Here is a 14,958-nt window from a genome sequence, read left to right on the forward strand (position 1 = left end):
AATATAAACGCTCCCTTTCATATTGTATAGTTTTCCGCTCGAAATGTCATAAAATTGTCTTGAACCGTTGCCACCTTTTTGACAACATTGTTGCATTTGTTCATAGTAGAAAGGGTAAAATATAATTGACGACTTGACAAATGGAGGGCTATATTATGAAAATTCACATTACATCCGGCACGCCGGAATTTATGGAAACGATTCGAAAAAAACATGACAAACAAACGATATTCATTATGCACGGAGAAGGAAACACGCTGCTCGTACACGAAACGGAGAAAAAATCGGTGTTTGCTACGCCGCGAAGCTTTGACGTAGTAGAAGGTGCAAACGACATCGAGCAGCGCGGTTTTTTTGCGATGCTCAACTTTCCGATTACAGACGATGCAGATGCGTTGCTTGAGCAGCGTTTACGAAATGAAGGGCACATGATTAGTTCCACTGCTGGCTTAATTGCTTACCGCCTCCTTCGCCCGATTAAAAACGACACGTACATCATTTTAACGCAATGGGCAGGGCCAGCGTCATTTGAGTTATGGCAAGAGAGCAATTCATATAAGACGCTGTTTGGCAACGCGCCGACGTCTAGCACGCAAAACTTATTCGTCTCAAAGCCGTACATTACGAAATATGTCGCAAAACCGATTGGAGAGTGAATATATGAACGTTTATGAACTCGTTGCTAAGCAAAAACAACAGCTCATCGACATTCGCCGCTACTTACACATGCACCCAGAGCTATCGTTTCAAGAACAAAACACCGCAAAGTACATTCAAGCGTTTTACGACGAGCTTGGCGTACCGTACCGCGCAAATGTCGGCGGTAACGGTGTCGTCGCAACAATTACTGGTGCGCTTCCTGGTAAAACAGTTGCGCTGCGTGCTGACTTTGATGCGCTGCCGATTCAAGACGAAAAGGACGTGCCATACAAATCGACTATTCCTGGTGTCATGCATGCATGCGGACATGACGGGCATACAGCAACGCTTTTAATTGTCGGCAAAATTTTATGGCAGCTGCGCGACGAACTGCGCGGTACATATGTCCTCATTCATCAGCACGCCGAGGAGCTTGACCCAGGCGGCGCGAAGTCGATGATTGAAGACGGCTGTCTAGACGGTGTCGACGTCATCTTCGGCACGCATTTATCGTCAAATCACGACGTTGGGCATATCGGCTACCGCGTCGGTCCGATGATGGCAGCGTGCGACAGCTTTGACATTACAATTCAAGGTCGCGGTGGGCACGGCGCTCACCCACACCAAACGAAAGACGCGGTCGTCATCGGCTCACAGCTCGTGCTAAACTTGCAGCAACTCGTGTCTCGTCGCGTATCACCGATTGAATCGGCCGTGCTGTCGATCGGTGGCTTCGTTGCCGATAACGCATCAAACGTCATTGCAGATACAGCGAAACTTAGCGGCACGATTCGCACATTTACTGAAGAAACGCGCGAGCTTATGGAGCAGGAATTTTACCGTGTGCTTGAAGGAACGATGATTGCGCACGATGCGTCGTACACAATCGACTTCATTAAAGGCTACCCTGCTGTTGTCAATCACGAGCACGAAACGTTATTTGTGCGCGATGTGGCGAAGCAGCTCGATTGCGTGACGAATGCATTTGAAATGGTGCCAACGATGGGCGGCGAAGATTTTGCATATTACTTGCAGCACGTACCTGGAACGTTTTTCTACACAGGCGCTTACCCGGGCTATGACGTGCCGCACCACCACCCGATGTTTGATATCGATGAGCGCGGTATGGAAGTAGCAGCTGCAATGTTGCTACAAGCTGCGATTGAATATCAAAGTGCTTCATAAAAAAACGAGTGTCACTGTGAATATTCACAGTGACACTCGTTTTATCATTACAAGCCGAAAATCGTTTTAATGCCTTGCCATGCGAAAAAGCCAACGACCGCCATTCCCCCGACAATCATTAAACATGAGAACGCACCTGTAAATAAAATCGCCCCAAAGCTCGGTGCTTTACGGTCGCCCCATTCATTTTTGTTCGTGCTTGCGACTTCGTTACGTACACCGCAATGTGGACAGTTTTCAAAAAACGTACGCTCCTCGATTTTTTGTCGACCGCTCACTTTCATTAAGCGTCCAAACTCCGCCTCGTTGAAATCGACCATCATAACGCCGTCGCACTCTTTACAGTTAATGCGCTTTCTTGCTGCGCGTTTTTGCTCTACCTCTGTCATATCAACTCACTCACTTTTCAATTCAATGCAACTAGTATACATACATTGTTTCTCATTTGTCACGAGCATGCGCTACATTTCTGTCGGACGCTTCGTCATACGCTCCGTTATAAACGCTACGACAAAGACGATGATACCGAGCGCGTAAAAGTACGGATTGATGAAAATGGCACATAATAGTACGAGCAACGCCTGTACTGCCATAAATACGTAAATAACTTTGCGCACTGCCGCCTCACGCATTTGCTCTGGCACCGGGAATAGCTGATCCATCGTAAATGAATTGATCGTCAGCAGCGCAATTTTCATTTGATAAGCTGTCGCAAACGATAGGACGCCCGCGATAATTGTTGCTGCCCACCATAAATCAACGAACGCCGCCGCCACTGCTGAAATCGCCGTTAAACGTAGCCATAAATAAAAATGGTCATCTGTACGAATAAACGTACGCAGCACTAAATATACGTGCGTGTTTTTTTGTTGAAACGGTGCGAGCTTGTACATGAAGTTTAAATACGCGCGTCGTCGCACCGATCCACGTAAATGCGGCACGTCCGTAAAATAATTTGCGAATCGATAAAAGCTCATCATGCGGTCTTGCTCGACTTTGACGAAATGCTCATACGGTACTGGCTTGCCTTTCATATTTTTCGCAAGCGACGTTACATAAACGAACGCAATCGCCATAAACAGCACGCCAAACACGACGTCTTGAGTTAAGAAGTGATACATGGAAAGCGCCGAAATGACGAAGCGCACGACATAATCAAGCCAAACGTTTGCCCCACGATTTGCGTAACGATATACGAACTCCCCTTGCACGTTACACCATTTCAGCACAACAATTGCAAGTACAATCAACCACATTTGCTGCGTCGTTAAATCGGTCGTCGCCTTTAGCATCGGAATTGTCACGACGTACGGCACGATTGACAACGCTACTTTTGATAAAAACGTATAACGCAGCGCCGATTTGAAAAACTGTGGCATGTGCGCCTCGAGCGGCAATAAATACACTTGGTCCGGCTCGCGCAGCAACGTCACCGGCTTACTCATCATTAGCATTACACCAACGAGCAGTGCGACGAGCAACTCAGCTGGAAAGCTCGTATCCACCGTTTTTAACCATTCGCTATAGTAATAGCCACCTGCCCCGACGATGAAGACGAGCACGATTGCAATATGTCCAGTGAAAATAAAGCGCATATACTTTTGTAGCTCGTTTACATAATGTGTAAATCGCTTCGTCCATACATCATTTAGACTGTTCATTCGCGTCCTGCTCCTTCGTCATCGCAATGTATAAGTCGTCAAGCGTCGCATCCGGCATGTTAAACGCACGACGCAAATCGTCCATCGTTCCTTGTGCGCGCACACGACCGTCATGTAGTAAAATGATGCGGTCGCAATATCGCTCCGCTGTCGATAAAATATGCGTCGACATTAAAATGGCCGCGCCGTCTTGTTTGCGCGCATGCATTTGATCCAGCAGCGACTGAATGCCGAGCGGGTCTAGTCCAACGAACGGCTCGTCAATAATGTACAGCGGTGGATTCACTAAAAATGCGCTCATGATCATCACCTTTTGACGCATCCCTTTTGAAAAATGCGACGGGAACCAGTTTAAACGCTTTTCCATGCGAAACTCTTTTAACAATGCTTCTTGACGTGTCGCAAGCGTCTTTTCATCTAAGCCGTAAGCCATCGCCGTTAGCTCTAAATGCTCGCGCAACGTTAATTCCTCGTACAATACTGGCGTTTCAGGAATGTACGAAAAGCTTGAGCGATATTTGTTCATATTTTGCTGCATCGTCACGCCGTTTAAGAAAATGTCTCCGCTTTGTGCAAGCAGCGTGCCGATAATATGTTTAATTGTCGTACTTTTCCCTGCACCGTTTAAGCCAATTAAGCCGACAAGCTCTCCTTCATTAATTGAAAACGATAAATCTTGAATGACGGGCTTTCGTGTGTATCCGCCTGTTACGTTTTTTAATTGTAATACTGTCATGTTTCCCACTCCAATCTAGTTTCTAGTGTACCAAAAAATATGTATTCATACAGCTTTCGATGGTACAATCATTGTAGATGCTATACTTTAATGTCAGCTTTGTGTAAAGTTGCTCTTCACTTTCGAGGCAGGCTTTCCGCGGGCGCGGAGGCGAACACGATGTTGGTCATGAAGGCGATGCCACATGGACGTGGCGCTTATCGCCTTCCTCAAGCCTCCTCGCTACGCTGCGGGGTCTTGAGGCTCGCGCTTTTCCCGCTGAAGTCCGCCTCTCGTTACGAGCAACAAGCTACATGACATCTTAACTTACTTTCTACACACGTATTATACGTGAATAAATAATCGATGGAGGTTTTACATATGACAGATTGTATTTTTTGCAAAATCATTAACGGCGATATTCCGAGCGTGAAAGTGTATGAGGACGAGCACGTTTTCGCATTCATGGACATCGCTCCTTTAACGAAAGGGCATACGCTTCTTATTCCGAAGCAGCACGTAGCAGACCTTTTTGATATGCCTGAGGACGTAGCGCGCAACTTATACGCGAGCGCTCCGAAAATTGCGAACGCATTAAAAGCTGCATTCAACCCACAAGGTATGAATACAGTAAACAACAACGGCGCATTTGCTGGTCAAACCGTGTTCCACTACCACTTGCATTTAATCCCGCGCTACGACGAAAACGACGGGCTACAAGTAACGTGGGGTGCACAGCCTGGCAAATTCGCACCAGAAGAAATGCAGCAGCTTGCAGCACAAATTAACGAGCATTTATAAATAATAAAGGGATGTGCGCACAGCTCGCACATCCCTTTATTCATCAATTTTTCATTTTCGGGTCGAGCGCATCTCGCAGCCCGTCGCCCATTAAGTTAAAGTGAAGTGCTGCTCTTTATTTTTTCTCATCACGTTCCGATTAAAGCAACAAGCGTTGAAATGTGCATACGACATGTGTACAATCAATGTAAGTTCTCGCTGCTGGCAATAGTGCACAGTAGGGGAATAAAACGAGCTGAGAAAGCAAGAGGAGAGTTTTAGTATGAACACAAAAAATTTAGTGTTAATGGCGATGTTAGTTGGGGTAGGAACGGCGCTTTATTTATTTATGCCACCGATCAATGGTATGAAGCCGGACTTCATGTTAACGATGATGTTTATTGGAATTTTATTATTTACGACGCTTCGTGATACGTTCCTTTTATCATTAACGACAGGCGTATTATCTGGTTTATTTACGACGTTCCCAGCAGGCTTTGTACCGAACATTATCGATAAATTCGTAACGGGCTTATTATTTTTTGCGGCGGTCGTTGCACTGCGTAAAGCGGCGCGCTCTGTCGCAGCTGGCACAGTATTAACGGTCATCGGCACTGCGATTTCTGGTGCAATCTTTTTAGGTGCAGCAATTTTCGTAACAGGCTTTGAAGGCGCATTTACAGAAATGTTCATCATCGTCGTACTACCTGCAATGGCGATCAATGCAATCGCATTTTTCATCATCTTCCCGATCATTACAAATTTAGTGAAGCGTTCTAAATTTGAAACGGCATTAAATTAACGTGTAGCGTGAAAAAATACCACCGTTTGCTTTGGCGAATGGTGGTATTCTTTTTCATACAATGGTTTAATATTACATAAGTCGGCTATAAGATGAATAAAGGGAGGGATTTTTTATGAAATTAAAACGTATTGCGCAAGGTGTGGCGATTGGTTTAGCGAGTGGCTTTTTCGCGACGATCGCAACGACGCCAAAATCAGGCACAGAAGTTCGTTCTTCATTGAAGGCTACATCGGACAGCTTAAAGGCGAAAAAGGATGATGTAAGCACGCACGTCGCAGCGCTCAAACAGTCGGTGCAACACTTTAACGACGTGGCGAAAAATAATATTCCCAGCATAGTAAATGATATAAAAGAATCGGTGACGACATTCACGACGGAAATTCGACCAGTTGCTGCAAACTTACAGCATCATGCCAATCAAATGCAATCGATTGCGCAGGAGCTCCAACAAGAAGCAGCAAATTTTAAAAAAGACAAGAAAGAACAGAAGGAAACGAGCGAGCCTGTCTCTTAATTTTAAGAGCAGTGCTCGCTCTCTTTTTCGTTCAGATGAAATATGTTTTCCGTCATTAATTTTTTCATTTTTCTAACTTTAAAGTTTTTTCTTTTATTGATATAATAATTAACATACTCTTTATTAAATCGAAAAAAGCAGGTGATTGCATTGTCAGAACAAATGTATACGACGAAAGAAGCGATGCTATATAGCCAACGTGTTGCACAGCTTTCGAAAGCATTATGGAAAGCTGTTGAAAAAGATTGGCAGCAATGGATTAAGCCTTATGATTTAAATATTAATGAACATCATATTTTATGGATTTCCTATCACTTAAAGGGCGCCTCGATTTCCGATGTTGCGAAATTTGGTGTCATGCACGTATCAACCGCCTTTAACTTTTCAAAAAAATTGGAGGAGCGCGGTTATTTAACGTTTTCAAAGCGCAATGACGATAAACGTAATACATACGTCGAGCTTACGACAGATGGAGTTGAGCTCATTTTAAAAATGAACGAAAATTACCATCAGACGCAGCACTCCATTTTAGAAGGCTCTCTTGCATTAAAAGATTTATATGGCCGCTTCCCTGATTTTTTAGATGTAATGGCCGTTATTCGTAACATTTACGGTGAAGATTTTATTGACATTTTCGAGCGTTCGTTCCAAAATTTCAACTATACATTAGAAGATAAAACAGACATTAACGCTTAAGCTTCTATACTAAGACGTATTTATCGGCAAAGTGTGTTCATTACTTTGCCTATTTCTCATGGAGGTGCTATCGTTGCATTGCTGGAAAATTTTAAACATCGAGCGTGAATACGGTACGCGTAAAATGTATTTAATTGCGCTCATTCATGCAGTGCTAACGTTTTCGTTTAGCTACGTCTTTTTAAATTTATTTAATTATGCGGTGTATGACGATCGTTACTTCGTTTACTTTATGTGCATCATACTGCTTATTTATCCGCTACATAAGCTGCTCCATTTTTTACCGCTATTTCGCCATCGTCATAAAATGTCGATTCGGTTGCGCAGACGCTTATACGGCATTCCAACTATTCATATGCGCATTAAAGAGCCGATTCCAAAAAGGCTGTACATTTTTTCGCTGCTGTTTCCGTTTTTAGTGCTGACGACGATTTTGCTGATCGTCGCCGTTATGTTCCCGACAATTACGCACTACGCTTCGATTTTACTCGGTGTACATGCGCTTCTTTGTGCGTTTGATTACATTTATATTAAACATTTAATTCATTCCCCTACAGATGCATTGATTGAAGAAACGCCACGCGGGTATGAAATACTAGTACCACTTTCATAAACGTATTCGTCAGTCGCATATGTGTAAAGATGTATAACTTGTATTTTCCATTTGTAGTTTGTTATGCTTGTGAGTAAGTAATAGAGGGGAGGAATAGACTTGCTTTTACTTATCGTAGTTCTATTCTCAGTATTTTATTTATTTCAAATTAACCGCCTCACGTATGCACTTTGTACTCGACGTGAAATTCCTGAAGAAAATCAACCAAAAGTATTTCGAACGATTAATATACTCATTACGATTTTATTAATTTCTTTTTATGTCGAAGTATTAATTTCGCTATAGTGCAACTATACAACAAACGAACAGGTCAACGTGGCTTTGGTCGTTTGTTTTTTTTATGAAAGGGTGACATACATGAAAAAATTACGCTACATTGCGTTCGCTTCATCGCTATTTTTATTAGCAGCATGTAATGATCGTGAAGAAGAAATCATCGTCACATCTAGCTTAGGCGATATTACGAAGGAAAGCTTTTACGACGAAATGATCGCGATTGCCGGCCCATCAATGATTGAACAAGTCGTAACGAAAATGTTGTTAGAAGATACGTACAGTGTCAGTGATGAAGATGTCGAAGAAGAGTTAGATGTGCTCAAGCAATCGTACGGTGATACGTTTGACCAAACGCTTGAAGCAAATGGCATGACGGAAGAGTCACTGCGCCAAAACATTTATTTCAGCCTGCTTCGTGACACGGCCGTCAAAGAGTCTGGTAAAACATTTGATGAGCTGATGTATGATTTACTAGAGGAACATGACGTGCAAGTACAAGACGAGGCGCTGCAAAACGTGCTTGATAAATATACACAACCTATAGAAAAATAAACGGCTAGAGGGATGCAACGTTCCTCTAGCCTTTTGTCATTTATGAAGCATGTTGATGAGCCAGTAAATGACCCGTGAACTGATTGCGGGCTCGCATTTTTAAATCTCACTGCATGCGTCTAGTTGCTTCATTATTTATTAGTCAATCGTCGGCTTATAAAAGGCGCGATTATCCAGTGCAAAAACACGCTCGCTAAACTGTCCTGGCTGTGTTTTATTTAATACGCGTGTTAGCATATTCATTTTCGCATCGATGTTATCGATATAATGTAAAATTTCTGCCTCTTGAATCATCGGACGCTTCGGGCTTCCCCATTCCTCTTGCCCGTGATGTGATAACACTAAGTGCTGAAGTAGCATAACCTCTTCCCCTTCAATATTAAGTGACGCTGCTGCCTTTGCAACCTCCGTCACCATAATCGAAATGTGTCCGAGTAAGTTTCCTTCTACTGTGTACGTCGTCGCAATCGGACCAGATAATTCGCGTACTTTGCCAATATCATGCAGCATAATGCCTGCATACAATAAGTCGCGGTTTAACGTCGGATATAAATCGCAAATTGCTTTCCCTAAACGAAGCATCGACACCATATGATCGAGTAAGCCCGAAATGTAATCATGGTGATTTTTCGTCGCTGCTGGGAATACTAAAATGTCTTCTTTGAACTCTTTCATAATGTAGCGAGTAATACGCGCAATATTCGCATTTCGAATTTCAAAGAAAAACTGTGTTAGCTCATCGTATAATTCCTCTTTCGGAACGCTTGATGATGGCACTAAATCAGAAATGCTAATCCCTTCTTCTGGACCGACGACACGAATCGCTTTAATGCGCAGCTGATTTTTGCCGCGATAGTCGTGAATTTCGCCACTAACGTGTACAATCGTTTCGGCTGCATACGTTCGTTCATGCTCCTCGTTTGTATCCCAAAGCTTCGCCTCAATATCACCGCTTTTATCTTGTAAAATGAGCGTCATAAACGGTTTGCCTGCCGTCGTGACACTTTTCGTTGATTGCTTAATAAATAATGTATGGTCAACCGCTTCTCCTGGTTGTAATGTTGTAATCGCTGCCAACACCCATTCACCTCTTTCGTTCAATTTTGTTCGCCTTTATTGTACCATTGTCATGTCGAAAACTCTCGGAAAAATCATTGTTTTGCTCAGCAACTTTATGCGCTCATGTAATATTTTTTGTGAATTCAAACAATTTTCCATGTATAATAATGGTATACATAAGCAAGGGGGGAATTACGTATGGCACAATATCGATTCACAGCATTCGAAAAAACAGGAGAAACGTTATTTGATGAAACGTGGGAGTTCGACAACGACGACGTAGCGAAAAAAGAAGGGCAGCGTCAAATCGAGGAAAAAGGTGTAACTGAAAAAACACACCGTCTCGTAAATAACGCCGGAAAACTTATTTTATTCCACGTCTAAACAGAATGAGACTAGAACAAAACAAGTGCCATCAGGAGATTTATCATTTCCTGATGGCACTTTTCTGCTTTTCGACTGCACTTCGTTACGCGAACGCTTGCTAGAAAATGGCAGCTTAATCATGCGGGCGGTGGCGCGTATTTTGACGCAACCGCCGCTACTTTCGCTTTGCAAATGCCCGTTTCTTGGCACGCTCTTTTTCTCTAACCGTCGCTGCTTTATACACTACGTCATGAACATGCCACGATGAGTTTTTATTGCCCGTTAAACTGTGGTGTGCGCTTTCCTAAAAAAGCACGCAGCCCTTCTGCATGATCAGTTGTCGCATGCATGCGCACTTGCCCATCTGCCTCCGCATTAAGCACTGCCTCAAGCTCTGCTGCATGCGTGCTATGCAAAATGCGCTTCGTTTCAATCATTGCAAGCAGCGGCGCACCGAGTAGCTTACCGATCACTTGATCTGCTACTGCATCGAGCGTACCGTCTGCAGCGTTATAATCAATTAACCCGAGCGATAATGCCTGCTCACCATTTAGTACATCGCCTTGCCAAATCATTTGTTTCGCCTTCACTGTACCGACGCGCTGCTTCATAAAGAAATGTCCGCCACCGTCTGGAATGAGCGCAATGCCAATAAAGTTCATCGCAAGCTTCGACGATTCTTCAGCGATGACAATGTCACACGCGAGTGCAAGCGAAAAGCCTAACCCTGCTGCTGCGCCGTGCACAACGCCAACTGTCACCATTGGTAAATGATAAAACGCGAGCACTAGACGCTTAATCGTATCCATAATCGTCGGTGAAATTAAATTGCCACCTGCCGCCATTGCACGCACGTCACCACCTGCTGAAAATACACGTCCTGCCCCGCGAAGCACGAGAACTTGCAGCGACTTATCACGCGACAGCTCCTCGAAGCAGTGTGCTAAGTCTTCTAGCATTTGTCCGTTCATCGCATTGACTGCATCTGGTCGATTAAGCGTTACCGTCACTTTGCGGTCTTGTTTTTCTACTACTAATGTTTCATACGTCATTGTCGCCACCCCTTTTTCGATGTTCGCTCCATTTATATTCAAATGAAGCGATGATGAAACGGCTTTATACATGCTTTCATCACCGTTACCAATTTATTTCGCCAAATAAAACAAAATCCCTGCTTTATCGAGCAAATTTACACATTACGTTTTCAACAAGCCGAAATACACAAAATATGCTATATTAGATAATCGAACAACACATAAAGGTAGGGACAATAAATGAAAGATTACCGCGTATTACTTTATTATAAATATACAACAATTGAAGACCCAGAAACGTTCGCAGCAGAGCATTTAGCGTTTTGTAAGGAGCTTGGACTGCTCGGACGTATTTTAGTCGGATCAGAGGGCATTAACGGCACTGTATCCGGCACAGTTGAACAAACAAATGCATATATGGAATACATGAACAACAACCCGCAATTTGCCGATATTATGTGGAAAATTGACGAAGCAGATGGGCATGCGTTTAAAAAAATGCACGTGCGCCCGCGTCGTGAAATTGTGCATTTAGGCTTACACGAAGAAGATGTAAACCCACATGAAATTACAGGTGACTACTTATCACCGAAACAATTTTTAGAACAAATGCAAGACGATAACACGATCGTTTTAGACGTGCGTAACGATTACGAATATGATTTAGGTCATTTCCGCGGCGCTGTGAAGCCAGAAGTCGAAACGTTCCGCGATACGCCGCAATGGGTGCGCGACAACATGCACTTATTTGAAGGAAAGCGCGTGCTAACGTATTGCACAGGCGGCATTCGCTGTGAAAAGTTTTCAGGCTGGTTAAAACGTGAAGGCATCGGTGAATCAGTTGGACAATTGCACGGTGGTATTGCGACGTACGGCAAAGATGCGGAAGTACAAGGGCAAATGTGGGACGGTCAAATGTACGTCTTTGATGAGCGTCGCAGCGTTGAAATTAATAAAGTCGATAAGCAGATTGTCGGGCGCGATTTCTTCACAGGTGAGCCGACTGAGCGCTACACGAACTGCGCGAACCCAAAATGCCATAAGCTGATGCTTTGTAAAGAAGAGCACGAGGCATTTTACATGCGCAGCTGTTCAGATGAATGCCGCCGCGCGAAGCCGAACTATTTCGTTGAGCAGCACGGCTGGAGCGATGAGCAAGTGGAAGCACAAATTGAAAAAATCGCCGCAGCACAAACGGTACAAGCATAAAAAAGTCATTCGAGGCGCACACCTCGAATGACTTTTTCATTTCGTATCTTTTTCGTCTCGCAGCGCCTGTACCGACACACGTACGAGTAAAATCGCACATAAAAATAGCCCCATGTACGACGCCGTATTTAAATATACCGCATACATTTCATCGATAAACTGCGCAATGGCGAGCAATGCGACCGAAATAATGCCAAACGTCACGCCGACTGCAAGCAAAATGATGCGTGAAAATAACATGCGCACAAAATTCGCACTCGTCGGATCTGAAAACAAATCATGATGTAGCGTTACTTTCCCCGCTTCGACTAGCTGCACAAGTCGGTCTAAACGTCTCGGTAGCTTGCGCAGCTGTGGCAATAGCGTCGAAAATTCTTCCTCTAAACGCTTTTTCGTCTCCATCGGCTCACGAAATGGCTTCGTAATCGATGCACGCATATATTCTGCTGAAAATGCTTTCGCCTCGTCAAAAAAATCAAACGTCGGATCAATGACGTGAAGCGTGCCTTCTAGTGTAACGAGTGAGCGCAGTGCCGCCGCAACAGATGAACGGAACTTTAAGCCGTAATGGCGCACGACTTCAAAAATCATACCGACGAGCTCCTCTGCTGGAATGTTATCTAAATACGAGATGCGCATTAACACTTGCGAAATCGATTGCTCCATCTTCTCTCGCTTCGTAATATCGATGTCATCAACGAGTAATACGATGCCATCGAACAAAATGTCTGCATCCTCTTGTTGAACGCCCATGAAAAATAACTTCAAGCCTTCCTGTTGCTGCACCGCAAGTCGGCCAACCGAGCCAAAGTCGAGTAATACCGGCTCACCTGATGCACGCTCGACATGGATATTACCTGGGTGCGGATCTGCATGAAAAACGCCAGCAAACAATAGCTGCTCAAAAAACGAATACAAAATGTCGCGTGCGAAATCTTTGCGGTTCGTCCCGTGCGCACTGAAAATATTTGCAGCATCTGATACGCTTTCCCCGTCGATATATTCCATTACTAAAATGTTATGTGCGCTATATTGCGGATACACTTTCGGCACATGAATGTGATAAATGTTATTTTCAAGCGACTTGCCCATTTGCATCATGTTGCGCACTTCAAGCGAGAAATCCATCTCTTCACGAATCGTCTCGGCAAAGCCATGCGCTAGCTCACGGAAACTCAAGCTTTCCGCCCACGCTGATTTGCTCGTAAGCCACGTTGAGAAATCAACAAGCAGTCCTAAATCATCACGCAGCACTTCCTTTACTTCCGGCCGCAGTAATTTGATAATGACGCGCTCACCGTTATGTAATACTGCCTTATGCACTTGTCCAATCGATGCCGCCGCAAGTGGTGTCGGGTCGATGTATGAAAATACAGTCGATACATCATACGGTAGCTCGTTGTATAAAATGTGATGTACTTTCTCTGGCGCTAGCGGGTCGACGTTGTGCTGAAGCTTCTCTAGCTCGTCGATAAATACTGGCGAAAATAGCTCCTTGCGCGTCGATAACACTTGCCCGAACTTAATGAACATGCCGCCGCTTTTTTCGAGCGTATCGCGCAAGCCAATCGCAAGCTCGCGCTGACTTTCTGGCTGACGTGCATATTTAATCGTGCGCGACAAGCCGTTCGTCACCGCCATTTTCAAAATATAGCGCAGTCGCTTTTGATGTCGCCAATGATTGCGAATGCGTCGCCACCATGATTTTTGCTGCGTGTTGTCAACAGAGCCGTTTAATTGTAGCGGATCGACAAGCTCTGAAATTAAATAAAATAGCATCGACAGTAACAGCATACAGCCGACCCATAAAAGCGCACTCGGATCCATCGCAATATGCAGCGTCGATTCATCGCTAAAGTTTGTAAAACGCAAATATGTATACCAATACACAACGGACGTTAAAATGACGCTCGCTGCAACGGAAATGACTTTGCGAATAAAATTCACTTGCGCCCCCATTAAACGCCCAGTTACAAAATATACGATGAAGCCAACAATTCCAATTTGAATAAACCATTCTACATACGTAAAGATCATCATTCACTCCCCCTTTACTGCGAACATGTTGCTACAGCACGCTTGTTGTTTTCCCTTTTTTACTTAAAATGAAGCACGTCGTCAATCTTCCTATAAATGAACACGTAAATGCGATGAAAAAGTTTCCGCCCCCTCTAGACCGAATCGTATGAAAAAACACCAATGTTCGCGTTCTCGTACATTTTTCCATATTTTAAGCTTCTTCTCCATTTTATTATACACATGCTGAAAACTCTAAATTTTCTGCTTTTTCAACTTAATTGAAGTGTTTTCGAGAAATTGAAATGATACACCCGAAAAAATAAAGCGAACAATACGTATTAAAAAACGATTCATAATTCGTTTTTTAAGCACTTTTTTTGTTGAAAAGTTCTTTTTGACGCATTTTTTTGAAAATTACGTTGACAAAGGTGAACATTAGGCTTTATGATAGTTACAAATTTAATCAAGCAAATTATGACGACGGAGACATGCTTATTATTCTTTACTTTAAGAGAGCTGATGGTTGGTGTAAATCAGCAGTAAACGTAATATAGTTCCACTCCTGAATAGATTAGGCGAACTTTGAGTAACTTAATCCGGCTCTTACCCGTTACGTAAGCGAATGAAGACTGCTTCAATGCAGTGAACAAGGGTGGCACCGCGTAATGCTGAATGTTTAGCTTTTCGCCCCTTATGACACAACCGGTATGTATTTGTGTTATAAGGAGTGGAAGGCTTTTATTTTTATATGTACATATGCAGTGAAAGACAGAGGGACTTTTATTGCAGCGTTCATGAATGACGTGACGGAAGAACGACAGGCATCCCCACGTTA

17 protein-coding genes and 1 other annotated feature are annotated in these 14,958 nt (G+C 43.7%); of the genes, 11 read left to right on the plus strand and 6 right to left on the minus strand.

Annotated features, from left to right (window positions below):
- Window positions 1-155 precede the first annotated feature (155 nt).
- Window positions 156-656 (plus strand): antibiotic biosynthesis monooxygenase family protein, encoded by a 501-nt coding sequence (locus A6K76_RS14040; protein ID WP_066466184.1) that lies wholly within the window; start codon window positions 156-158, stop codon window positions 654-656.
- Between the two features lie 4 nt (window positions 657-660).
- The gene (locus tag A6K76_RS14045; protein WP_066466185.1) at window positions 661-1,824 is read left to right on the plus strand and encodes a M20 metallopeptidase family protein; all 1,164 of its coding nucleotides are present in this window, start codon (window positions 661-663) and stop codon (window positions 1,822-1,824) included.
- 47 nt (window positions 1,825-1,871) lie between these two features.
- Here the strand turns inward: A6K76_RS14045 and A6K76_RS14050 are convergent, their stop codons facing one another.
- The 3 genes from A6K76_RS14050 to A6K76_RS14060 all read right to left on the minus strand — a co-directional run bounded on the left by A6K76_RS14050 (window position 1,872) and on the right by A6K76_RS14060 (window position 4,221).
- Entirely contained in the window at window positions 1,872-2,213 is a 342-nt protein-coding gene (locus A6K76_RS14050; RefSeq protein ID WP_066466187.1) for a hypothetical protein, read from the minus strand.
- A 72-nt stretch (window positions 2,214-2,285) separates the two neighbouring features.
- Window positions 2,286-3,485 carry an ABC transporter permease gene (locus A6K76_RS14055; RefSeq protein WP_066466189.1) on the minus strand — a complete coding sequence of 400 codons (1,200 nt, stop codon included), beginning with the start codon at window positions 3,483-3,485 and terminating at the stop codon, window positions 2,286-2,288.
- On the minus strand, window positions 3,469-4,221 hold the full coding sequence (locus A6K76_RS14060; protein WP_066466190.1) for an ABC transporter ATP-binding protein: 753 nt from the start codon (window positions 4,219-4,221) through the stop codon (window positions 3,469-3,471). Before A6K76_RS14060 ends, A6K76_RS14055 begins: the two co-directional genes overlap by 17 nt.
- 360 nt (window positions 4,222-4,581) lie before the next feature.
- On the opposite strand from A6K76_RS14060, the gene A6K76_RS14065 reads away from it, so the two are divergent.
- The 7 genes from A6K76_RS14065 to A6K76_RS14095 all read left to right on the plus strand — a co-directional run bounded on the left by A6K76_RS14065 (window position 4,582) and on the right by A6K76_RS14095 (window position 8,436).
- Window positions 4,582-5,001: an HIT family protein gene (locus A6K76_RS14065; protein ID WP_066466191.1), complete on the plus strand. Its 420-nt coding sequence runs from the start codon at window positions 4,582-4,584 to the stop codon at window positions 4,999-5,001.
- 262 nt (window positions 5,002-5,263) lie between these two features.
- Window positions 5,264-5,782: a tryptophan transporter gene (locus A6K76_RS14070; protein ID WP_066466192.1), complete on the plus strand. Its 519-nt coding sequence runs from the start codon at window positions 5,264-5,266 to the stop codon at window positions 5,780-5,782.
- Window positions 5,783-5,897: 115 nt separating this feature from the next.
- Window positions 5,898-6,299 (plus strand): YtxH domain-containing protein, encoded by a 402-nt coding sequence (locus tag A6K76_RS14075; RefSeq protein WP_066466195.1) that lies wholly within the window; start codon window positions 5,898-5,900, stop codon window positions 6,297-6,299.
- A gap of 144 nt (window positions 6,300-6,443) precedes the next feature.
- Entirely contained in the window at window positions 6,444-6,995 is a 552-nt protein-coding gene (locus A6K76_RS14080; RefSeq protein ID WP_211271772.1) for an HTH-type transcriptional regulator Hpr, read from the plus strand.
- Window positions 6,996-7,068: 73 nt separating this feature from the next.
- Window positions 7,069-7,608 carry a DUF3267 domain-containing protein gene (locus tag A6K76_RS14085; protein ID WP_066466199.1) on the plus strand — a complete coding sequence of 180 codons (540 nt, stop codon included), beginning with the start codon at window positions 7,069-7,071 and terminating at the stop codon, window positions 7,606-7,608.
- A 99-nt stretch (window positions 7,609-7,707) separates the two neighbouring features.
- Window positions 7,708-7,893 (plus strand): hypothetical protein, encoded by a 186-nt coding sequence (locus A6K76_RS14090; protein WP_066466201.1) that lies wholly within the window; start codon window positions 7,708-7,710, stop codon window positions 7,891-7,893.
- 72 nt (window positions 7,894-7,965) lie between these two features.
- Window positions 7,966-8,436, plus strand: coding sequence for a peptidylprolyl isomerase (locus tag A6K76_RS14095; RefSeq protein ID WP_066466202.1), 471 nt, complete (start codon window positions 7,966-7,968; stop codon window positions 8,434-8,436).
- A 138-nt stretch (window positions 8,437-8,574) separates the two neighbouring features.
- Here A6K76_RS14095 and yhaM read toward each other — a convergent pair whose 3' ends face one another.
- Window positions 8,575-9,513 (minus strand): 3'-5' exoribonuclease YhaM, encoded by a 939-nt coding sequence (gene yhaM, locus A6K76_RS14100; protein ID WP_066466262.1) that lies wholly within the window; start codon window positions 9,511-9,513, stop codon window positions 8,575-8,577.
- 180 nt (window positions 9,514-9,693) lie between these two features.
- Between yhaM and A6K76_RS14105 the strand changes: the two genes are divergently transcribed.
- Window positions 9,694-9,879: a YhzD family protein gene (locus tag A6K76_RS14105; RefSeq protein ID WP_066466203.1), complete on the plus strand. Its 186-nt coding sequence runs from the start codon at window positions 9,694-9,696 to the stop codon at window positions 9,877-9,879.
- A gap of 254 nt (window positions 9,880-10,133) precedes the next feature.
- Here A6K76_RS14105 and A6K76_RS14110 read toward each other — a convergent pair whose 3' ends face one another.
- Window positions 10,134-10,913 carry an enoyl-CoA hydratase gene (locus A6K76_RS14110; protein ID WP_066466266.1) on the minus strand — a complete coding sequence of 260 codons (780 nt, stop codon included), beginning with the start codon at window positions 10,911-10,913 and terminating at the stop codon, window positions 10,134-10,136.
- Between the two features lie 222 nt (window positions 10,914-11,135).
- Here A6K76_RS14110 and trhO point away from each other — a divergent pair, with 222 nt between their 5' ends.
- Entirely contained in the window at window positions 11,136-12,104 is a 969-nt protein-coding gene (trhO, locus tag A6K76_RS14115; protein ID WP_066466204.1) for an oxygen-dependent tRNA uridine(34) hydroxylase TrhO, read from the plus strand.
- Between the two features lie 36 nt (window positions 12,105-12,140).
- Here the strand turns inward: trhO and A6K76_RS14120 are convergent, their stop codons facing one another.
- Window positions 12,141-14,144, minus strand: a complete 2,004-nt coding sequence (locus tag A6K76_RS14120) for an ABC1 kinase family protein (protein WP_342669515.1) — start codon at window positions 14,142-14,144, stop codon at window positions 12,141-12,143.
- 447 nt (window positions 14,145-14,591) lie between these two features.
- Window positions 14,592-14,818: a binding site (T-box leader), on the plus strand.
- Window positions 14,819-14,958: the final 140 nt, after the last annotated feature.

Source organism: Caryophanon latum (genome assembly GCF_001700325.1).
GTDB lineage: Bacteria > Bacillota > Bacilli > Bacillales_A > Planococcaceae > Caryophanon > Caryophanon latum.